This window comes from Bradyrhizobium sp. Rc3b (assembly GCF_900114915.1).
Classification (GTDB): Bacteria; Pseudomonadota; Alphaproteobacteria; order Rhizobiales; family Xanthobacteraceae; genus Bradyrhizobium.
In genome coordinates this window covers 41,693-61,887 of record NZ_FOUS01000018.1, presented here as the reverse complement: position 1 = coordinate 61,887, position 20,195 = coordinate 41,693, and the positions used below count along the sequence as shown (strand labels likewise).

18 protein-coding genes are annotated in these 20,195 nt (G+C 65.0%); 10 read left to right on the top strand and 8 right to left on the bottom strand.

All coding sequences use genetic code 11. The features are described 5' to 3' along the window. Positions 1–72: 72 nt before the first annotated feature. On the bottom strand, positions 73–279 hold the full coding sequence (locus BM190_RS33170; RefSeq protein WP_018320686.1) for a hypothetical protein: 207 nt from the start codon (positions 277–279) through the stop codon (positions 73–75). 88 nt (positions 280–367) lie between these two features. Between BM190_RS33170 and BM190_RS33165 the strand changes: the two genes are divergently transcribed. The 3 genes from BM190_RS33165 (at position 368) to BM190_RS33155 (ending at position 3,605) form a co-directional block, all read left to right on the top strand. Beyond that, a complete protein-coding gene (locus BM190_RS33165) occupies positions 368–994 on the top strand; it encodes a MarC family protein (protein ID WP_092261793.1) in 627 nt (208 codons plus the stop codon). Between the two features lie 157 nt (positions 995–1,151). Beyond that, positions 1,152–1,805 carry a class II aldolase/adducin family protein gene (locus BM190_RS33160; RefSeq protein ID WP_092261792.1) on the top strand — a complete coding sequence of 218 codons (654 nt, stop codon included), beginning with the start codon at positions 1,152–1,154 and terminating at the stop codon, positions 1,803–1,805. 12 nt (positions 1,806–1,817) lie between these two features. Then, complete coding sequence (locus BM190_RS33155; RefSeq protein ID WP_018320683.1) at positions 1,818–3,605, top strand: chloride channel protein; 1,788 nt, start codon at positions 1,818–1,820, stop codon at positions 3,603–3,605. A 7-nt stretch (positions 3,606–3,612) separates the two neighbouring features. On the opposite strand, the gene BM190_RS33150 is transcribed toward BM190_RS33155, so the two are convergent. Continuing rightward, positions 3,613–3,870 (bottom strand): DUF2798 domain-containing protein, encoded by a 258-nt coding sequence (locus BM190_RS33150; RefSeq protein WP_026202400.1) that lies wholly within the window; start codon positions 3,868–3,870, stop codon positions 3,613–3,615. A gap of 303 nt (positions 3,871–4,173) precedes the next feature. On the opposite strand from BM190_RS33150, the gene BM190_RS33145 reads away from it, so the two are divergent. The 5 genes from BM190_RS33145 to uraD all read left to right on the top strand — a co-directional run bounded on the left by BM190_RS33145 (position 4,174) and on the right by uraD (position 8,505). Further along, complete coding sequence (locus BM190_RS33145) at positions 4,174–4,575, top strand: hypothetical protein (protein ID WP_092261791.1); 402 nt, start codon at positions 4,174–4,176, stop codon at positions 4,573–4,575. 1,320 nt (positions 4,576–5,895) lie between these two features. Further along, entirely contained in the window at positions 5,896–6,171 is a 276-nt protein-coding gene (locus BM190_RS33135) for a hypothetical protein (RefSeq protein WP_177237442.1), read from the top strand. A gap of 90 nt (positions 6,172–6,261) precedes the next feature. Continuing rightward, positions 6,262–6,675, top strand: coding sequence for a DUF3830 family protein (locus BM190_RS33130; RefSeq protein ID WP_014493672.1), 414 nt, complete (start codon positions 6,262–6,264; stop codon positions 6,673–6,675). Then, a complete protein-coding gene (gene puuE, locus BM190_RS33125) occupies positions 6,676–7,611 on the top strand; it encodes an allantoinase PuuE (protein WP_092261790.1) in 936 nt (311 codons plus the stop codon). 6 nt (positions 7,612–7,617) lie between these two features. After that, positions 7,618–8,505, top strand: a complete 888-nt coding sequence (gene uraD / locus BM190_RS33120; protein ID WP_092261789.1) for a 2-oxo-4-hydroxy-4-carboxy-5-ureidoimidazoline decarboxylase — start codon at positions 7,618–7,620, stop codon at positions 8,503–8,505. Between the two features lie 67 nt (positions 8,506–8,572). Here uraD and BM190_RS33115 read toward each other — a convergent pair whose 3' ends face one another. Both BM190_RS33115 and BM190_RS33110 read right to left on the bottom strand, forming a co-directional pair. Continuing rightward, positions 8,573–11,314 carry a molybdopterin-dependent oxidoreductase gene (locus BM190_RS33115; protein WP_092261788.1) on the bottom strand — a complete coding sequence of 914 codons (2,742 nt, stop codon included), beginning with the start codon at positions 11,312–11,314 and terminating at the stop codon, positions 8,573–8,575. After that, entirely contained in the window at positions 11,311–12,138 is an 828-nt protein-coding gene (locus BM190_RS33110) for an FAD binding domain-containing protein (protein WP_092261787.1), read from the bottom strand. The genes BM190_RS33115 and BM190_RS33110 overlap by 4 nt, the downstream gene beginning before the upstream one ends. A 147-nt stretch (positions 12,139–12,285) precedes the next feature. Here BM190_RS33110 and BM190_RS33105 point away from each other — a divergent pair, with 147 nt between their 5' ends. Continuing rightward, positions 12,286–13,635: an 8-oxoguanine deaminase gene (locus tag BM190_RS33105; protein ID WP_177237441.1), complete on the top strand. Its 1,350-nt coding sequence runs from the start codon at positions 12,286–12,288 to the stop codon at positions 13,633–13,635. 94 nt (positions 13,636–13,729) lie between these two features. Here BM190_RS33105 and BM190_RS33100 read toward each other — a convergent pair whose 3' ends face one another. The 4 genes from BM190_RS33100 to BM190_RS33085 all read right to left on the bottom strand — a co-directional run bounded on the left by BM190_RS33100 (position 13,730) and on the right by BM190_RS33085 (position 18,452). Next, positions 13,730–14,806 carry a BMP family ABC transporter substrate-binding protein gene (locus tag BM190_RS33100; RefSeq protein ID WP_177237440.1) on the bottom strand — a complete coding sequence of 359 codons (1,077 nt, stop codon included), beginning with the start codon at positions 14,804–14,806 and terminating at the stop codon, positions 13,730–13,732. A 77-nt stretch (positions 14,807–14,883) separates the two neighbouring features. Next, positions 14,884–15,801 carry an ABC transporter permease gene (locus tag BM190_RS33095; RefSeq protein ID WP_018319150.1) on the bottom strand — a complete coding sequence of 306 codons (918 nt, stop codon included), beginning with the start codon at positions 15,799–15,801 and terminating at the stop codon, positions 14,884–14,886. Then, a complete protein-coding gene (locus tag BM190_RS33090) occupies positions 15,788–16,879 on the bottom strand; it encodes an ABC transporter permease (protein WP_092261784.1) in 1,092 nt (363 codons plus the stop codon). The genes BM190_RS33095 and BM190_RS33090 overlap by 14 nt, the downstream gene beginning before the upstream one ends. Then, positions 16,863–18,452 carry an ABC transporter ATP-binding protein gene (locus BM190_RS33085; protein ID WP_409362448.1) on the bottom strand — a complete coding sequence of 530 codons (1,590 nt, stop codon included), beginning with the start codon at positions 18,450–18,452 and terminating at the stop codon, positions 16,863–16,865. The genes BM190_RS33090 and BM190_RS33085 overlap by 17 nt, the downstream gene beginning before the upstream one ends. 547 nt (positions 18,453–18,999) lie before the next feature. On the opposite strand from BM190_RS33085, the gene BM190_RS33080 reads away from it, so the two are divergent. Further along, complete coding sequence (locus tag BM190_RS33080) at positions 19,000–20,103, top strand: hypothetical protein (RefSeq protein WP_092261782.1); 1,104 nt, start codon at positions 19,000–19,002, stop codon at positions 20,101–20,103. Positions 20,104–20,195 lie beyond the last annotated feature (92 nt).

Below are 20,195 nucleotides of genomic sequence, written 5' to 3'. Positions count from 1 at the left end.
CCAATCCTCAGGCGTTCAAAGCCGGTTGGAGAACGAAAGTTCCAAACTGCAACCGGCGCGCGCGGCAACCGTTCAGGTCGGGCGCTTGTAGGGATCTTCCTGGCGCTGCCGTGCCTCGGTATTGCGATCGAGCTGCGCCCGCTCGCTGCGCCTGAGGTGGCCGGCCTTCATCACGCCATAGACGAGGACCCCGCCGAGCACGAAGGCTCCGATGAACCAGAGCCAGAGCAGGTTGGCCGAGAGCTGGCCGAGAAGCATTCCGATTCCACTGTCGCTCATTGTCGCCTCCAGTGATTTCCAAAGCGGCTTTGCTGGGCTAAGTCAGCCCGGCAGCCATCGTTCCAGCGTCCAAGGATCCCACCGACACATGCTCGACTTCGCCCTGTCCGCCTTCGTGACGCTGCTGCTGGTGGTCGACCCGGTCGGCCTTGCGCCGGCCTTCCTGGCCGCGACAGGGGGCATGCCCGACAAGGTCAAACGAACCATCGCGCTGCGCGCGCCGCTGATCGCGGCCTCGATCCTGGTGGTGATCGCGCTGGTCGGAAACTGGCTGCTGCGCCAGCTCGGGATCGGGATCCCCACCTTCCAGATCGCCGGCGGGCTGCTGCTGTTCGGCGTGTCCTACCAGATGATCTTCGGCGATCGTCCGCATCGCGAGGCCCGCGAGGCCGACAAGGCGACGTCCGAGCACGCCTCCGATGTCGCGGTGTTTCCCCTGGCCATCCCCATGATGGCCGGCCCCGGCGCGATTGCGACCACGCTGCTGCTTTCGGGCGATGCCGGCTATGGGGCGAGACTCGCGGTGATCATCGCGGTCGTCCTCTCGGTCTGCCTGCTCTGCATGCTGTGCTTCGTCTCGGCACACCTGATCGCGACGACCCTCGGACGCACCGGAAATGCGGTGCTGTCGCGCGTCCTCGGCATGCTGCTCGCGGCCTATTCCGTGCAGTTCGTGATCAACGGGATTGCGGCCGTCCGCTTGAGCCTGTCATAGGGCTGCGACAATCTGTGAATTCGTTGATTTTGCCGTCGATTTCGTGGTCTGGCAGGAGGGGCGACAAGGTGGCACCGGATCCGGGCCGCTTTCGCTTGCACTGCCGTATTGCTTTGACGTACTCCCGGTCTAACAAGCCCATCGTCAGGAAATCGGGATGTCGACGACAGCGGAAGAGTTCGCCAAGAGACAGGCCATCATCGACGCCTGCCGGCGCATGAACGCGCTCGGCATCAACCAGGGCACCTCGGGCAACATCTCTGTCCGGCATGTGGACGGTCTCCTGGTCACGCCGACCAGCGTGCCCTATGAGGCGATGACGCCGGACCAGATCGTCTTCATGGCCATGGACGGCACACATGCGCCCGATCAGAAGCCGTCGAGCGAATGGCGCTTTCATCGCGACATCCTGAAGTCACGGGGTGACGTCAACGCCGTAGTGCACGCCCATCCGACCTATTGCACCATCCTGGCGATCATGGGCATGGAGATTCCGCCGGTGCACTACATGATCGCGGCGGCCGGCGGCGACAGCATCCGCTGCGCGCCCTATGCGACGTTCGGAACCGTGGAGCTGTCCGAACATGCGGTGCAGGCGCTGGAGGGGCGGCTTGCCTGCCTGCTGGACCATCACGGCATGATCGCGATCGGCAAGACGCTGGACAAGGCGATGTGGCTCGCCGTCGAGGTGGAAACGCTGGCGCGGCAATATCACGGTTGCCTCCAGATCGGACAGCCGCCGCTGCTTCCCAGCGCCGAGATCGAGCGGGTCCGCCAGCGCATGGCCGGCTACGGCCTGTCGGAAGGGTAGGGCAGGCAGAAGGTGTTCGTGCGGATCAGGCATCTCGTGGATCGCAAGGGGACGAACCGCACCATGGTTCGGCTGCGTGCCCTCTTGCGCAGCAACGAGTTCTACCTGATCCCGCTGGCGCTGGTGATCGGCACGCTGGCCGGCGCGGTGGTGACGCTGATGGCGCATATCGCGCAGATCGCGCACGTGGTGATCTATGGAATTCCCGTCGATGTCCACTTGTCGGCCCACGCGAGCGTCAGCCCGTGGGCGGCACTGATCGCGCCGGCGCTGGGTGGGCTTTCGCTTGGCATCATGGAGTGGTCGCGGCGTCGGATGAAGATTTCGAATGCGGTCGATCCGATCGAGGCGAACGCGCTGCGCGGCGGCAATCTGTCGATGCGGGACAGCGTCATCGTGTCGAGCCAGACGCTCATCTCCAACGGCTGCGGCGCCTCGGTCGGCCTCGAGGCGGGCTATACCCAGATCGGCTCGGGGATCGCCTCGCTGTTCGGCAAGTTCTTCAATCTGCGCCGCAACGATCTTCGCCTGATGGTCGGCTGCGGCGCGGCGGCTGCGATCGCGGCGGCGTTCGGCGCGCCGATCACCGGGGCCTTCTATGCCTGTGAGTTGATCGTCGGCGTCTATTCGGTCGGCAGCGCCGCCCCGATCCTGGCAGCTTCGCTCGCCGGCGCGCTGACCGCGCAATGGCTCGGCGGCGCGCCATACTCGCTGGAGATACCCAAGGTCAGCGCCGTCGGCGTCGAGCAATATCTGGCCCTGATCGGACTTGCGCTGATCACCAGCGGCGTCGGCATCGCCGTGATGCGCTCCTCGCCGATGTTCGAGCGTCTGTTCGCCTGGCTGCCGATCTGGCTCCGGCCGGTGATCGGCGGCCTCATCGTCGGCGGCTTTGCCATCGTGACGCCGCAGGTGCTGGCGGCCGGCCATGGCGCCATGGTGCTCGATCTCTTTCACGACATGACGATCGGCCTGATCGCGCTGATCATCGCCCTGAAGGTGACGGCCTGCCTGGTCTCGCTCGCCTCCGGCTTCCGCGGCGGTCTGTTCTTCGCCTCGCTGTTCGTCGGCAGCCTGATCGGAAAGTTCTTTGCCGCGGTGCTGCTCTTGATCAGCCCGAACTTCGCGATCGATCCGCTGGTAGCGATGCTGACGGGCATGGCGACGCTCGGTGTCGCCATCGTCGGCGGCCCCCTGACCATGTCGTTCCTGGTGCTCGAGATGACCCGCAACGTCGACGTCACCGCCGTGGTGCTCGCCGGCTGCATCGTCACCTCGATCTGCGTCCGCTTCATGTTCGGCCACTCCTTCTCGACCTGGCGCCTGCATCTGCGCGGCGAGACCATCCGCAGCGCCAACGACGTCGGCTGGCTGCGCAATCTCACCGTCGAGCGGCTGATGCGCTCCGACGTCGGCAAGGTGCCCTCGACCACGACGATCGCCGCGGTCCGCCGCGAGTTCGCGCTGGGATCGCGGCCCGGTATCGTCATCGTCAACAATTCCGACGAATATGTAGGCCTGGTCCTGCTGCCGGACCTGTTCTCCAGCGACCTCGACACCATCGCCGACGACATCCAGGTGATCGAGCTCGCCCGCCTGATCGACATCGTGCTGATCCCGGAAATGAACGTGAAGTCGGCGATGGCGGTGTTCGACGAGGCCGAAGCCGAGATGCTGGCGGTGGTGGATTCCACCGACAGCCGCAAGGTGGTCGGCTTCCTCACCGAAAACTTCGCCCGCCGCCGCTATGTCGAGGAGATCGACAAGGCGACGCGCGGCGTGCTTGGGGCGCTGTCGTAGGCGCCTTCTATCGGCCTGGTTGAGGCGGGGCTGCGACGAGGAGCGTCACGATCCGCCGCACCATCGGCAGCACCACCAGCAGCGTCGGAAAGGCGACCAGCCAGGACAGCGCCCAGGCGCCCGGCCAGGTCGCGAGGAACGCCGGTGTCGCCCCTAAGCTCCGGAGCGTCGAAATGACCGACACCACGGCCGTCATGAGGATGGACAGCACGAACGGCATCACGATCGGCGCATAGCGCGCCGGCAGTTTGCGAACCACAATCAACTGATTTCTCTTGGAAAAGGACGCGTCGATCACGTTGAACCCTGCAAATGGCATCGATCCCGACGGCATCGGTTGATGCGTTGGTTCACGTGAAACGCTTACGGCGACCGAAAAACGGCGCGGCTGTTCATTATCCGCTCAGGTTCGATGGTTCAAGCTGCGAGTTGGTCGTTCGGTTTACAATCGTTCAAAGCGTGGCAGATTGCCGCGAACATGAAACCATCTCAACGGTTTGCGCATTGAATCCGGTTTGCACATCCCTACGTTTGGCAAGAGCATCGGCAAGATTATAGGAAGGTCAAAATGACTGTGAGACCCATGATTTCCGCAGCCGGCCGCAACATGGTGCTGGCCGCGTTCGCAAGCCTGGCATTGGTCGCAACCTCCGCATCGCCCTCGGCTGCGGCGTCCCCCGGGGCGGTGTCTGGAAAGCCCGTCACGGCAGGGCAGGGCTCCTCCGACGTCACCGATTTCAGCGCCCGGCGGCGCCACTATTATCGGCGCGGGTCGAACGCCGCAGGCCTCGCCTTCATGGGCGCCGCGGCGGGGATCATCGGCGGGGTGATCGCCGAGCAGCGCCGCCGCGACTACTACGAGAACCGCTATTATTATGGTTCGCGTCCCTACTACGGCGGTCCGGGCTATTATGGCGGTCAAGGCTATTACGGCGGCGGCAGTCCGTTCTATTACGATCCGGGCTACTGAGCGGCTGTTTTCAACGCGGCCCGGATTGGGCTGCGCGAAAAGGGCGGTACTTTGTGCCGCCCTTTTTTGATGCGTCGGTACGCTCGTAGCCCGGATGGAGCGACTTGTCCGCCATAGCTCGAAGAGCGACGGCGGAAGCGCAATCCGGGTCCGCCCGCCCGGCATCTCGCACCGTCCCGGATTACGCTGGCGCTCCATCCGGGCTACGCGACCGAGCCTGTGTCGCCCTCTGTCAATCCGCTTCGCTAAAAATATTCCACTTTACCGAAATTCGGTTTCGGCGTATGTGTTGCTCATCCCGGCTCACCCAAGAGGGGCGATCATGTGTCGTCACTGTCGCGAGCCGGGCTTGCGGTGGACGCGGCAGCGTCGGCACGAGAGGCGCGGGCAGGGCGGGTAGTCCCTGTGAGCCCGAGGCTTCGTGCGGACGACGGCGCTGCAAGGCTTCGTCTCGTCTGTAAGTTTCCGGCTTCGTCGACAGGGCTCGGGAAAACTGCGGCGAAATGGCGGGCCGTGCGTACGGCAAAACCGTGTGGTCCTGGCCGTCGTTGCCACGGTCAAGTCCTTGCGAAGGTGCGAGCGAGCCCAACCGGGCAGACTGCATCATCCAAATTCGCGGGGCGAGGGAGGCCAGAAGGAATGGTCGGCTCCCGGGAGATCACGGCATAAGCCGTCCAGCCATCGCGCAGGGAAGGCCGAGTGATCGGCCACACCTGTATGCTGCTGTGCGGTCTCCTTTGCGCGTGCGCTCTTCGCGCAGCAGACCGCGGGTGCGAGCCAGCACCCGGCCTTCCCTGCGCCCTCTTGGATGAGAGGGTTGCGAGACCAAGCAAAGCTCGGGCGAATGCGCCGCGAGGCCGCGAAGGCGTGTCTGCGAGCCGAGCTGCGTGCCACAATCTCGATCTCGTAGGGTGGGCAAAGCGCAGCGTGCCCACGCCTTGTCGCTTATGGACGGAGATCGTGGGCACGGCGCAAGTGCGCCTTTGCCCACCCTACGGCACCGCCGCTGGGATATGCACTGGAGCATCGCAATGACATGTGGAGACAGCGTGCGCCTCACTCCGCTCTCATGCCCCGGACGCAGCGCGGCGTCCCCGGCGATGCGAAGCATCGTCCGGTGCGGTGCGCTGCAGAGCCGGGGCCCATCCATCCGCGTCGTACCGTGTCGCCATCTGGATCCGAGCTATGCGCAGCAGCGGCAAGAAGCGCTGCGGCTTGTCCGGGACACGGCTAAATATTCGGCAATCGCGCCCTCCGGCGCCGATGGACTTGCCCGCCTCAATCCGGTTCAATGGCCAATCGAGCTTTCAGGCGACAATGATGTCGAGATATCTGCTGGTCCTGCTGCTGCTGGCGTCACCGGCGGCCGCGCAAGTCAAGTTGGCGCCGAAGACCGCGGCCGGACATCCCGATCCCTGTGCCCCGATCGGGCGTACCTCAGACGGCAAGCTGGTCTACTCCATGAAATGCGAGACCCTGCCGGCACCGCCTCCGACGCCGCGGGCGGAACTGAAGGAAGCCCCTCCGCCGGCCGCCGAGCCGGAACCGGAGACGCGGCGGAGCGGCATTTTCGGCTGGTCCTACGACCGCAGGTGATGCGTCCGCGCCCCTTGCGCGAAACTGTCGGGAGTGCTCTTTGCTTGAAAATTATCCGTGGGGCCACCGGCCCCGATCCAGAGAGATGAGATGAGCAAACTCGTTATCCGTGCCGGCGACTTCACCTTCGATGCCCGTTTCGAGGAGCAACTGGCACCCAAGACCGTCGCCGCCTTCCGCAAGGCACTGCCGTTCGAAAGCCACATCATCCATGTGCGCTGGAGCGGCGAAGGCGTGTGGATGCCGCTCGGCGATCTCGATTTCGGCGTCGGCTACGAGAACCACACCAGCTATCCCGCGCCGGGCCAGATCATCCTCTATCCCGGCGGCATCAGCGAGACCGAGATCCTGCTGGCCTATGGCGGCGTGCATTTCGCCAGCAAGATGGGCCAGCTCGCCGGCAACCACTTCATCACGCTGACCTCGGGCCTGGAGAATCTGGCGACGCTGGGCAAGAGCGTGCTGTGGAAGGGCGCGCTGCCGATCCGCTTCGAGGAAGTCTGAGTGGCTGACACACGCTACCCGCGCGATCTCCGCGGTTACGGCCGCAACCCGCCGCACCCCGAGTGGCCCGGCAACGCGCGGGTCGCGGTGCAGTTCGTCGTCAATTTCGAGGAAGGCGGCGAGAACAACATCCTGCACGGCGACCGCGCCTCGGAAGCGTTCCTGTCCGACGTGCTCGGCGCGCAGCCCTGGCCGGGCCAGCGCCACGCCAATATCGAATCGATGTTCGAATATGGCTCGCGCGCCGGCTTCTGGCGGCTGTGGCGGATGTTCACCGCACGCAACTGGCCGACCACCGTGTTCGGTGTCGCCACCGCGCTGAAGCGCAACCCCGAAATCGTCGCCGCCATGAAGGAAGCGGGCTGGGATATCGCCAGCCACAGCCTGAAATGGATCGAGCACAAGGACATGACCGAGGCGCAGGAGCGCGCCGAGATCGCGGAAGCGATCCGCGTCCACACTGAGGCCACCGGATCGCGGCCGCTCGGTTGGTACACCGGGCGGTCCTCGATCAACACCAACCGTTTGCTGATGGAGGAGGGCGGCTTCCTCTATCTCTGCGACTCCTATGCCGACGATCTGCCCTATTGGGTCAAGAGCGCGGGCGGCAAGCAGCTCATCATTCCCTATACGCTAGACGCCAACGACATGCGCTTCATCAACCCGCAAGGCTTTGCCGAGGGCGAGCAGTTCTTCACCTATCTGAAGGACGCCTTCGACGTGCTCTATGCGGAGGGCGAAACCGCGCCGAAGATGATGTCGGTAGGTCTGCACTGCCGTCTCGCCGGCCGACCCGGCCGCGCTGCGGGCCTGATGCGCTTCCTCGATTATATCGGCAAGCACGAGCGTGTCTGGGTGCCGACGCGTTTGCAGATCGCCCAGCACTGGCACGACAAGCATGCTCATCTTGCGGCCGACGCATTCGAGATCGGTTGAAGGACGATGTCGCAGATCTCGCTCGCCGATCTCAATGCCGCAAGCAAGGCCGATTTCGTCGCGGCGCTCGCCAATGTCGTCGAATATTCGCCGTGGATCGCTGAGCAGCTCGCCGACAAGCGGCCGTTTGCGGGCGTCAACCAGTTGCACGCAGCGCTGATGGCGGCGATCCAGAGTGCCGAACCCGACGCCCAACTGGCGCTGATCCGGGCGCATCCCGATCTCGCCAGCAAGACCCAGCGCGCGGCGGGGCTGACGGCGGAATCGACCGACGAGCAGAACAGCGCCGGCCTCGACCGGTTGTCGGATGCGGAATACGCGGCGTTCGAGCGCGTCAACAGCGCCTATCGGGACAAGTTCGGTTTCCCCTATATCGTCTGCGTGCGTCGTCACACCCGGGATTCCGTGCTGCGCGACTTCGAGACGCGATTACGCAATATCGCCAAGACCGAGACGCGGCGCGCGATCGAGGAGATCGGCCGCATCTCCGCGCTGCGGCTGGATCAGCTCGTCATGGCCGACGACAGGCTGAAGGTGCACGGCCGGCTCTCGACCCATGTGCTGGACAACCACGTCGGCAAGCCGGCGTCCGGCATCCCGGTCGAGCTCGTGGAGCTCGCAAGCCTCGGCGAGAGCCGTGTAATCGCGCGCGCGGTCACCAATGCGGACGGCCGCACCGATCAACCGCTGATCGGCGGCCGTCCGCTGCCGATCGGCCGCTATGAGCTCAAATTCAGCGTTGCCAGATACTACGCCGAGCGCAACGTGCCGCTGTCGGATCCGCCGTTCCTCGACGAGATCCCGCTGCGCTTTGCCGTCAGCGAGCCAGAGGGGCACTATCACGTGCCGCTGTTGGTCACGCCATGGAGCTATTCGACCTATCGCGGCAGCTAAATGCGAGGCGCGCTCTTCACCTCTCCCCGCAAGCGGGGCGAGGGAGAACAGCGTCGCCGTGGTCGAGCTATCGCGTCCCAGTGGAGTCGCCAAACTTGTCGAGCAGCGCCGGAAACAGCCGGTCCGGCTTGAACGGTGGCGCGGTGAAGCGGATGCCGGTGGCATTCGCGATCGCGTTGCCGAGCGCGGCTGAGACCGGATTGTACGGGCTCTCGCTCATCGACTTCGCACCCAACGGACCGATCGTGTCGGACGTCTCGGCGAAGAACACTTCGGTACGCGGGACGTCGGCGAACGAAGGCAGGTGGTAGTCGCGGAATTTCGGGTTGGTGACCCGGCCGGTCGCGTCGATCACCATCTCCTCGTAGAGCGCGGCGCCGAGCGCCTGCGCAACGCCGCCTTCGACCTGACCGCGGCACTGCATCGGATTGGCAACGATGCCGGCGTCCGCGGCGTGGACGCTCCGGAGTATCCTGAGCTCGCCGGTGGCCTTGTTCACGGCGATGCGAAAACCCTGGACGTTGAAGCCGACCGAGCGCGGCGTGCCGGTGGAATTGCCGCTGCCTGCGAACGGCTGTCCGTGCTCGCGCGCGAGCTTCGCCAGCTCCGTAAACGGCATGCGCCGGACGCCGCTGACGACGGCATTGTCCTCGAGCACGCAGCTCCCGATGTCACAGAGCCACGCGCCGGCGGCGGCCGCCTTCAGCTCGGTCGCGAGCTGAATGGAAGCCGCATGCGTCGCCTTGCCGGCGACGAACATGCCTGCGCTGCCATAGGCGCCGGTGTCGTGGCCGCCATGGGCGGTGTCGGACTGGCGCAAGCGGATCCGGTCGACGGTGGTCGCCAGCGTGGTCGCGGCGATCTGCCGGTGCACGGTGCTGGTGCCGTTGCCGAATTCGGCGGTGCCGACGCTGAGATCGAAGCCGCCGTCGTCGTTGAGCGTAATCGTCGCGTCGGCGAGGTGGCCCGCCGGCGGCACGGTGTCGATCATGGTCAGCGCGACGCCGTCGCCGATCAGCCAGTCCGGCGACAGGTCCGGCTGCAGGCCGTCAGCCTGCATCGCGCGCTCGACGAGGTCGAGGCACTGGTCGAGACCGTAGGAGCCGTAAAGCACGTCGTGAAATTCGGACGGCGGCGGCGACAGCATGGGATCGCCGTCCCTCACGATGTTGCGCCGGCGCATCTCGTAGGGGTTGATGCCGAGCTGCTTGCCCAGCTCGTCGATCGCGGCCTCGATCGCGATCAACGTCTGCGGCAGGCCATAGCCGCGAAACGCACCCGCCGGCACCGTGTTGGTGTAGACGGCGTAGCCGTCGACCCGCTTGTTCGGGCAATTGTAGACTGCGATGGACTCCGACAGGGAGTGGAACATCACCGGGCCGGCGTGATTGCCGTAGGCGCCGGTGTTGGAGAGCACGTCGAGCTGGAGCGCGGTGAGCTTGCCGTCGGGATCCGCTCCGGCCTTGATGTGGACCCGCATCGGGTGCCGCGTCGAGGTCGCGATGAACTGCTCCTCACGGGTGAGCTCCAGCTTCACCGGACGTCCCGTCTTGAGCGCAGCGAGCGCCAGAATGTCCTCGACGAACATCTCCTGCTTGCCGCCAAAGCCGCCGCCGACGCGCTCGCAGAACACGCGGACCTTGTCGGGCGGGAGCTTGAAGATGTCCGACAGCGCGCGCCGGGTCAGGAACGGCACCTGCGTCGAGGTGCGGACATTGAGCACGCCGGAAGTATCGAGCCAGGCGAGGCCGCCATGGGTCTCCAGCGCCGCATGCTGGACGCGATGACTGTGGAAGGTGGCCTCGTAGGTGACGGCAGATGTCGCGAGCGCCGCCGCGACGTCGCCGAACTCGCCATGTGTCTCCGCAGCGAGGTTGCGCTGGGCGTCGGCGATGCGGTTCGCGGTGGTGCGGTCGGGATGAATGATGGGCGCGCCGGGCGCCATCGCCTGCTCCGGATCGATCAGCGCAGGCAAAATCTCATAATCGAGCTTCAGCCGGCGGCAGGCCTCCTCGGCGGCGGCCTCGCTCTCGGCGACGATGGCGGCGACCCTCTGGCCGATGAAGCGGACGACGTCGTCGAGAACGCGGGTGTCCTCGGGGTCCATCCAGTCCATCTCGTGCCGCGCGGTCGAGATCAGCATGGAAGGTGCGTCTTCATGCGTCAGCACCGCGTGCACGCCGGGAACCTTCAGCGCTTCCGACTTGTCGATCGCGACGATCCTGGCGTGGGCATGCGGCGACCGCACCAGTTTGACGTGGAGCAGTCCGTCGATGGCAGTGTCGAAGGTGTAGCGCGCCTCGCCGCGCACGATGTCGGGGCCTGCGGGCGCCGGCAGGCTGCGGCCAAACGCGGCTCCGGCCTCGACGCTTGCCTCGACATTGGTGTTGCCGAGCAATGCGTCCTCGATCGAGCGATAGCCGGTGCAGCGGCAGATATTGCCCTTCAGCGCCGCGCCGAGATCGGTGCGCTGCGCCTGGTTCAGCGAGGCGCAGGTCAGGATCATGCCGGCCGTGCAGAAGCCGCATTGAAAGCCCTGCGCGTCGAGGAAAGCCTGCTGCATCGGATGCGTGCCGTGGTCTCCGCCCAGACCTTCGATCGTGGTGATGGCGCGTCCCTCGGCCCGGAACGCCGGGATCAGGCAGCTGTGCACCGGCTCGCCGTCGAGCAGCACGGTGCAAGCGCCGCAGTCACCGGCGTCGCAGCCCTTTTTCACGCCGAAATGGCCGAGCTCGCGCAGGAACGTGCGCAGGCACTGGCCGGCGCGCGGTTCCTGCGCAAACGGTTTGCCGTTGATCTCGAAGCTCATGACGGCATTGCCCCCAGCAACTCGCGGCGAACCTCTTCGGCGAGCCGCAATGTCATGTGCTTGCGCCAGAGCGGCTGGCCGTGGATGTCGGTGTGGTACAGGTCATCCGTGATCTGCTGGACGATCGCGTCACGCAGCACGCTCGCGTCCGGGGCCCGGCGAAAGGACAGCTGGATCGGCCGCGCCGTCGATGCGGTGACCGTCAGCGTCAGCGTGCCATCGGCATCGAGGCTGCCGATCAGGAGCGCCGCCGAGCGGCCGACCGGCGCCAGCGAGATCTGGCGATATGCCGTGCGGCGCTTCAGCGCGGCAATCGGAATATCGATCTGGCGAAGCAGGTCGCCCGGCGTCAGGCGATTGCGCTGGTTGCCGGTGACGAAGTCGACAACAGGAATCTTCTGCTCGCCGCCGCCGGCCTTCCAGATGGTGCAGACGCCGCCCAACGCTGCGGTGAGCGAGATCATCGGTCCCGCCGGCAGCGACATGCAGAGATTGCCGCCGACGGTTGCGGTCTTCCAGATCTTGAACGAGGCAAGGAAGGCGCGGCAGCACTGGTTGATCAGCGGCGCGGCGAGCCAGTCGGACGGGCAGGCAAGTCCGTCGAGCTGCGCGACCGTGCAAGTGGCGGCGATGGAGAGATGGCTGTCTGTGATCGTCAGCGCCGGCCATTTCAAATCGGTCAGATCGATCAGCCGCTTCAGATGGACCTGCGGCTCCGAGAACAACCACGTGCCGCCCGCGAGCCAGGCGTCGCCTGCCGTCCAGGCCGGCAATTGTGTCCGTGTTTGCGGACGGGCCACTGTCGTGATGGTATTCAAATCCATGGCTGCGCCAAAGCTTCCGCCGGTGAATCGTGTCGATGATTCTTGCAAGACCGGAGCCAAGTCGCAACAAGCAAGTCGTGGCGCGAAGGTGATCGAGCCAGCGTTTACTCGGCTGGCCTGTCAGCGGGTATGAGGAGAATCGGGATCATGAGCGACACAAAGCCGATCTGGATCAGGGATCCCCTGGCCGTCCTCGCCGACGGTGCCGAGCGCGGGGTCGTCGTGACGGACGGCCGTATCGTCGAGCTGGTGCCGGCCGGCGCCACGCCTGCGACCGCCGACGTCGCGGTATTCGATGCGAGCGCACATGTCGTGCTGCCGGGCCTGATCAACACCCATCATCATTTCTACCAGACCCTGACCCGGGCGCTGCCGGCGGCGATGGATCGGGAGCTGTTCCCCTGGCTCAAGGCGCTCTATCCGGTGTGGGCGAGGCTGACGCCTGAGGCGCTCGAGCTCGGCGTCACCGTGGCGATGTCCGAGCTGTTGCTCTCGGGCTGCACCACCACGACGGATCATCACTACGTCTTCCCCGCTGGTCTCGAGGACGCCGTCGATATCGAGGTCGGCGTCGCAAGTCGTCTCGGCGTGCGGGTGCTGCTGACGCGCGGCTCGATGAACCTGTCGCAGCGGGACGGTGGCCTGCCGCCTGACAGCGTCGTGCAGGACGAGGACACGATCCTCGCCGACAGCGCGCGCGTGGTGGCGAGGCACCACCAGCGCGGCGCCGATGCGATGGTACAGATCGCGCTGGCGCCGTGCTCGCCGTTCTCGGTGACGACGTCGCTGATGCGCGCCACCGCCGATCTCGCCGACAAGCTGGACGTGCGCCTGCACACCCATCTCGCCGAGACCGAGGACGAGAACAAATTCTGCCAGCAGATGTATGGCTGCCGTCCGCTCGACTATCTCGAGCAATGCGGCTGGCTCAATGCGCGGACCTGGCTCGCCCACGGCATATTTTTCAACACCGACGAGATGAAGCGGCTGGGCAAGGCGAAGACGACCATCAGCCATTGCGCGTGCAGCAACCAGTTGCTGGCGTCCGGCTGCTGCCCGGTCTGCGAGATGGAGGAGGCCGGCGTCGGGATCGGGATCGGTGTCGACGGCTCGGCCTCGAACGACGGCTCGAACCTGATGCAGGAGGTGCGGGCTGCGTTCCTGCTGCAACGGGCGCGTTATGGCGTGGCCAAGGTCAGCCACAAGGACGCGCTGCGCTGGGCCACCAAGGGCTCCGCGGCCTGCGTCGGCCGGCCGGAACTCGGCGAGATTGCGGTCGGCAAGGCCGCGGACCTCGCGCTGTTCAGGCTCGACGAATTGCGCTTCTCCGGCCATGGCGACCCCTTGGCCGCGCTGGTGCTGTGCGGGGCGCATCGGGCCGACCGGGTGATGGTGGGGGGACGATGGGCCGTGATCGACGGCGCGATCCCCGGCCTCGATGTGGCAGACCTCATCCGCCGCCACAGCTCGGCGGCGCGGCTCATGCGGATGGGATGAAAGAGGGGGCGACCACAAGTGCCGGGTGCTTCTGGCCACCCCCTCCGAACCTCCTCCGGGAGGAGCAGGTGATCTAGCCTAAGCAAGAAGCGTGCTACTTGCCCGGCAGCTTGTCGTCGATGCCTTTGACGTAGAAATTCATGCCGAGGATCTGGCCGTCGTCGAGGTGATCGCCGCCTTTGCACTCGACCGGCTTGCCGTCCTGCCCAACGATCGGGCACTTGAACGGATGTAGCTTACCTGCAGTGATCGCGGTCTGGGCATCCTCGGCGAGCTTTTTTACCTCGTCGGGCATGTTGGTGTAGGGCGCCATCGCGAACATGTGACTGTCGAGGCCGCCCCAGCTGTCCTGGGACTTCCAGGTGCCGGCAAGCTCGGCCTTGACCCGCTCGATGTAATAGGGGCCCCAGGTGTCGAGGATCGAGGTCAGCTGGGTCTTGGGCCCGAACTTGATCATCTCGGAGTCCTGGCCGAAGGCGAGCTTGCCGCGTTCGCTGGCGATCTGCATCGCGGCGGGCGAATCCGTGTGCTGCATGATCACGTCGGCGCCCTGGTCGATCAGCGCCTTGGCGGCGTCGGCCTCCTTGCCCGGGTCGAACCAGGTGTTGGCCCAGATGATCTTGACCTTGATGTCAGGCTTGATGGTCTGCGCCGCCAGGATCGTCGCATTGATGCCGGAGACGACCTCCGGAATCGGGAACGAGCCGATATAGCCGAGCACGCCGGACTTCGACATCTTGGCGGCGATCAGCCCCTGGATGTAGCGGCCCTGATACCATCTGGCCGAGTAGGTCGACATGTTCGGATTGCGCTTGTAGCCGGTCGCGTGCTCGAAATGAACGTTCGGATATTTTTTCGCGACCTTCAGCGTCGGATCCATATAACCGAACGAGGTCGTGAAGATCAGCTTGTTGCCGGCACGGACGAGCTGCTCGATGGAGCGCTCGGCGTCCGGGCCTTCTGGCACGTTCTCCAGATAGGTGGTCTCGATCTGGTCGCCCAATTCCTTCACCAGCGCCTGCCGCGCCAGATCGTGCTGATAGGTCCAGCCCAAATCTCCGATCGGACCCAGATAGATGAAGCCGACCTTCAGCTTGTCGGCGGCGGAGACTGCACTGACGCTGCCGGCGAGCAGGAGTCCGGCGGCCAGCGCAAGAAGTGATTTCCTCATCATCGATCTCCAAACATCAGGGGAAAGCCACGATCCGCAACGTGCGCGCCCCATCGCGCGCGCCGCGGAAATGAAATTCAGCGGTCCGGCACGAACACGGTGCCGAGCGCGGCGGGTGCGGTCGAGCCGCCGCTGCGCGCGCGGGAGAGCAGGACCAGCACGATGATCGTCGCAAGATAAGGCAGCGCCGACATGAATTGCGAGGGAATGCCGATGCCCCAGCCCTGCGCATGCAATTGCAGGATCGTCACGGCCCCGAAGAGATAGGCGCCGATCACGAGCCGGCCCGGCCGCCAGGACGAGAACACCACCAGCGCCAGTGCGATCCAGCCGCGGCCCGCGGTCATGCCGGGAATGAAGAACGGCGTATAGGCGAGCGGCAGATAAGCGCCGGCAAGGCCGGCGCAGGCGCCGCCGAACATCACGGCGAAGGTGCGGATACGCAGCACGGGATAGCCGAGCGCATGCGCGGAGACGTGGTTGTCGCCGCAGGCGCGCAGGATCAATCCCGCCCGCGTGCGGTACAGGAACCACCAGACGCCGACGACGAGTGCAATCGAGAAGTAGACGAAGCCATCCTCGCCGAACAGCACGCGCCCGACCAGCGGGATGTCGGTGAGGCCCGGAATGGCGAGATGGACCGCCGGCGTGATGCGCTCGCCGACGAAGCCGGCGCCGATCAGTCCGGACAGCCCGACGCCGAGGATGGTCAGTGCGAGTCCCGTCGCCACCTGGTTGACGGCGAGCCCGAGGGCCATCAATGCGAAGATCAGCGACATCATCGTGCCCGCGATGATGCCGAACAGCGCGCCGACGAAGACCGATCCGGTGAGCCAGGCGCCGGCAAAGCCGCAGGCCGCGCCAACGATCATCATGCCCTCGACGCCGAGATTGAGCACACCGGAGCGCTCGGTCACGAGCTCTCCGGTCGCAGCGATCAGGAGCGGCGTGGACGCGGCGAGCACGGCCAGGATGATGGCTTCAATGAGTTCCACTGGCCACCTGACGGTTCGGGAAGCTCAGCTTGAAGCGATAGAGAATCAGGGAATCGCAGGCGAGCACGTAGAACAGCAGAATGCCTTGAAAGACCTTGGTGACATCCAATGGAATCTTCATCGCGATCTGCGCCTGCTCGCCGCCGATAAAAGTCAGCGCGAGGAAAAGGCCTGCAATTAATATTCCAAGCGGGTTCAGCCGGCCGAGGAAGGCGACGATGATCGCAGTAAAACCGTAGCCGGGTGAGATGCCGGGCTGGAGATGTCCGACCGGACCTGCCACCTCGATGATGCCGGCGAGCCCTGCGAGCGCGCCTGATATCGCGAAGGTCAGGATGATCAGTTGATTGGCGTTGAAGCCGCCGAACCGGGCCGCGCGGGGCGCTGCGCCGACGACACGAATCTCGAACCCCTTGATGGTTCGCCCGAGCAGGATTGCAGCCGCGGCGACGACTAGAAGCGCAATGATCGAGCCGAGATGCAGCCGGCCGCCCTCGATCAGCAACGGCACCGTCGCCACCGGATCGAACTCGGCCGTGGTCGGGAAGTTGAAGCCGTTGGGGTCGCGCCAGGGGCCGCGCACGAGATAATCGAGGAAGAGGTCGGCGACATAGACCAGCATCAGGCTGGTCAGGATCTCGCTGGCGCCGAACTTCACCTTGCAGATCGCCGGGATCAGCGCATAGAGCGCACCCGCAGCGGCAGCGAGGACGAGCATGGCCGGCAGCACCCAGGCGCCGGCGTCGGTGCCTTGCGTCTTCACCGCGATCCAGCTTCCCGCAACCGCGCCGATCAGGAATTGACCCTCGGCGCCGATGTTCCAGGCATTGGCGAGATAGCACAGTGACAGGCCGATGGCGATCATCACCAGCGGCGTTGCCTTCACCGCGATCTCCTGCAACGAATAGCCGTCGGTCAGTGGCGCGATGAAGTAGGCGTGCAAGGCGAGCAGGGGATTCTTGCCGAGTATCGCGAACAGGATGACCATGGTCACGACGGTGAGGCCGATCGCGATCAGGGGCGAGACCAGCGCGATCGTGCCCGAGCGCTCGGCGCGCTTCTCAAGCACCAATTGCATGCGCGACCTCCTTTGGCTCGAGGCTGCTGCCACCCATGAGAAGGCCGAGATTTTCGCGCGTTGCCTCGCGGGTCGCGAGCGGTGCCGACAGCTTGCCGTGGAACATCACAGCGATGCGGTCGGTGATCTCGGCGAGTTCGTCGAGATCCTGGCTGGTCACGAGCACGGCGGCGCCCGCGGTTGCCAGATCAAGCAGCGCCTGGCGAATGACGGCGGCGGCGCCGGCATCGACGCCCCAGGTCGGCTGGCTCACCACCAGCACAGCGGGGTTGCGCAGGATCTCGCGTCCCACAATGAACTTCTGCAGATTGCCGCCGGAGAGGGATGCGGCTTCCGGATCGCGCTTGGCCTTGCGGACGTCGAACGTCTCGGTCGCGCGGTCAACGGTCTTCAGCGTGGCCGCGGTATTGATGAAGCCGCGATGGACCATGCCGCTCGCGGCATGTCCGGTGAGCAGCGCGTTCTCCGAGAGCTTCATGCGCGGCGCGGTGCCATGGCCAAGCCGCTCTTCGGGAACGAAAGCTGCTCCGAGCCTGCGTCGCTGCGTGATGGAGAGATGGCCGGCGGCAATGCCTTCGATCACCACGGTACCGGGGTCCTTCGACGACCGCTCGCCGGACAGCGCGGCGAACAACTCCTCCTGGCCGTTGCCGGCGACGCCGGCGATGCCCAGGATCTCGCCGCCCTTCAGCTCGAACGAGATGTGCTCGAGCCGGACGCCATGCGGCTCGCTCGGCGCGAGCGAAAGATCGTTGACGACGAGCCGCGGCACGGTGGTTGTCCGGCCGGATGCCGCCTTCACTTCCTTGATCTCACCGCCGACCATCATGCGCGCCAGCGAAGCGGCGGTCTCGCGCCGGGGATTGCAGGTCTCGACCTTCCTGCCGCCGCGCAGGATCGTGGCGGTGTCGCAGAGCCGCTTCACCTCCTCGAGCTTGTGGCTGATGTAGAGGATGGCGCGGCCTTCGGCCTTGAGCCGCTCCAGCACGACGAACAGCTGATCGGCTTCCTTTGGCGTCAGGACGGCGGTGGGCTCGTCCAGGATCAGGAATTTCGGATCCTGCATCAGCGCCCGGACGATCTCGATGCGCTGGCGCTCACCGACCGACAATTGCCAGACCTCGCGCTTGGGATCGAGCGGAAGGCCGTAAGCCTCCGATACCTGCTCCAGTCGCGCCGACATGTCCTTGAAGGATTCTCGTCCGTCGAGGCCGAGCGCGACGTTCTCGGCGACGGTGAGATTGTCGAACAGCGAGAAGTGCTGGAACACCATGCCGATGCCGAGGCCGCGTGCTTCCGAAGGTCCGGACAGCAGGATTCGTCGGCCCTGCCAGCGAATCTCGCCAGCGCTCGGCTGGATCAGCCCGTAGATCGCCTTGACCAGCGTCGACTTGCCGGCGCCGTTCTCGCCGAGCAGCGCGTGGATTTCGCCTGGCCAAATATCGATGTCGATGGAATCGTTGGCGAGGAAATCGCCATAGCGTTTGGTGAGTCCGATCGTCCGCAGCAGCGGGGACTCGCCGGAATTCAGGCCGTCAGGTGTCGAATCCAACATTCGCTGATGCGCTTGCATGGTGAAATGCCCCAATAGTGGGCCAGTTTGAACCCCGGCGTAAGGTGGGAAAATGCGTCATCCCTTGCTCAACGCTTTGGCAGGCAGCTTGTGGCAGCGCGCCGGCTCTCGCCGGGACGAAGCCCCGTGTTCAGGCGCCCGCACATTGCCTTACGGGCGCGGCTTCCGCGGGCGCCTGTTGCAGATTTGTGACGGTTCAAGGCAAATCGGAACCCGCTATGCAGCCTTGACGTCGCAGTGAGCAAAGTTGCGCCATCGCGTTTATGCATTGCGGATCGACGCAACATTGGCTCCTGACCGTCCGTCTCCCAACATCCGCTCGACATGAAAGAAGAGCGAAATCAGACGGGAATGTCCGGCAATAGCCGGCCATGCGGGCCACATGCCCGCTGCAAGAAAACTTCCTAAATCCCCCGAAGAAACGCCGCCCCTTGCCAAAACAAGCGGCACGCCTTGAAAAAAGTTGAGGCTTCTCCCTCCGGGAGATCGGCGCAAGTCTCGCACCCAAGGGCGTTCATTGACGTGTCCAAACTTGGGGGTATTCAGGATGTCGTTTCGTTTCAGGGCAATTGCAGCAACGGCGCTGTCACTTGCCACGCTGGCCACCGGTGGCCTGGCTTTCGCGGCGGATCTGCCGGTCAAGGCTGCCAAGAAGGCGGCGGATCTCCCGTTCTTCCTGGTGATCGATAACCGCGTCACCTTCTCCTACATCTTCAACGCCTCGCAGCCCGGTGCGTGGTCGTTCCGGCCGGATGGATCGATCGACAGCAAGACCACCAAGCAGGTTTACTCGTTCACGCATTTCGATCTCTGGGCATACGGCACGAACTTCTTCACCATCTCGATGTTCAAGTCCGACCACAATGACCCGTCTGCGCCCTGCACCAACGCGGACACGATCTTCGGCGCGCCGGCAACGTGCGCCGGTGCAACGGAGATCTACGGACTGTTCCGCTCGACGTTCGGCTGGAATGAGCTCTTCGACACCAAGGCCTTCACCGCGGGGCCGCTTCACAACATCTCGTTCGAGGTTGGCATGGATGCCAACACGGAAAACCGGTATTTCGGCGCGGCCAAGCGCGACGTCGTCGGCGGTCTGCAGTTTGCGTTCGATCTGCCCTACAAGGGTTACATCAACGTCGCGCCGCTGGTGTACTGGGAGTTCGCCAATCACAACTCATTCAGTCAATGCGGACTGTTCGGTGCGGGCGTTCCCGGCGTGACCTGTCTTGCAGACGGCAACACCTCGTTCAAGCCAACCTGGGCGGTCGAGGTCAATTACTACATGGATCTCGGCTTCCTGCCGCCGAACATGCAATATTTCTCGATCAGCGGCCGCGCCGGCTGGTATGGCAAGAAGGGCACCGACACCCAGCCGCTTCCCTACAGCCCCGCGAACGGCGTCTACAACACGGCGGTCGAGTTGAACTCGGAGCCGATCCGCCTGACCTTCGATGCCTCGAAGGCCGCCTGGGGTGACAAGTATTCCCACTTCGTGGACGTCTGGGTGGCCTACCGCTACTGGCAGAACAAGTTCGGTCTCGATCACAACCTTGCCGTTGGCTGTACCACGGCGGTCGGTGGCCGGACGGTGAGCACCGGGTCGTGCACCGAGTCCTCGCTCTACTCCGGGATCACCGTGAAGTTCTGACTGCTTGACACGTGGCAGCCGTAGGGTGGGCAAAGCGAAGCGTGCCCACGACTTCTGCTGCCGTAGCAATCCGATGGTGGGCACGGCGCAAG

Bases quoted from the DNA above. Each gene is read 5' to 3' on its own strand.
- BM190_RS33170 (WP_018320686.1), bottom strand. From the start codon at position 279: ATGAGCGACAGTGGAATCGGAATGCTTCTCGGCCAGCTCTCGGCCAAC.
- BM190_RS33165 (WP_092261793.1), top strand. From the start codon at position 368: ATGCTCGACTTCGCCCTGTCCGCCTTCGTGACGCTGCTGCTGGTGGTC.
- BM190_RS33160 (WP_092261792.1), top strand. From the start codon at position 1,152: ATGTCGACGACAGCGGAAGAGTTCGCCAAGAGACAGGCCATCATCGAC.
- BM190_RS33145 (WP_092261791.1), top strand. From the start codon at position 4,174: ATGACTGTGAGACCCATGATTTCCGCAGCCGGCCGCAACATGGTGCTG.
- BM190_RS33135 (WP_177237442.1), top strand. From the start codon at position 5,896: ATGTCGAGATATCTGCTGGTCCTGCTGCTGCTGGCGTCACCGGCGGCC.
- BM190_RS33130 (WP_014493672.1), top strand. From the start codon at position 6,262: ATGAGCAAACTCGTTATCCGTGCCGGCGACTTCACCTTCGATGCCCGT.
- uraD (WP_092261789.1), top strand. From the start codon at position 7,618: ATGTCGCAGATCTCGCTCGCCGATCTCAATGCCGCAAGCAAGGCCGAT.
- BM190_RS33115 (WP_092261788.1), bottom strand. From the start codon at position 11,314: ATGAGCTTCGAGATCAACGGCAAACCGTTTGCGCAGGAACCGCGCGCC.
- BM190_RS33110 (WP_092261787.1), bottom strand. From the start codon at position 12,138: ATGGATTTGAATACCATCACGACAGTGGCCCGTCCGCAAACACGGACA.
- BM190_RS33105 (WP_177237441.1), top strand. From the start codon at position 12,286: ATGAGCGACACAAAGCCGATCTGGATCAGGGATCCCCTGGCCGTCCTC.
- BM190_RS33100 (WP_177237440.1), bottom strand. From the start codon at position 14,806: ATGAGGAAATCACTTCTTGCGCTGGCCGCCGGACTCCTGCTCGCCGGC.
- BM190_RS33090 (WP_092261784.1), bottom strand. From the start codon at position 16,879: ATGCAATTGGTGCTTGAGAAGCGCGCCGAGCGCTCGGGCACGATCGCG.
- BM190_RS33085 (WP_409362448.1), bottom strand. From the start codon at position 18,452: ATGCAAGCGCATCAGCGAATGTTGGATTCGACACCTGACGGCCTGAAT.
- BM190_RS33080 (WP_092261782.1), top strand. From the start codon at position 19,000: ATGTCGTTTCGTTTCAGGGCAATTGCAGCAACGGCGCTGTCACTTGCC.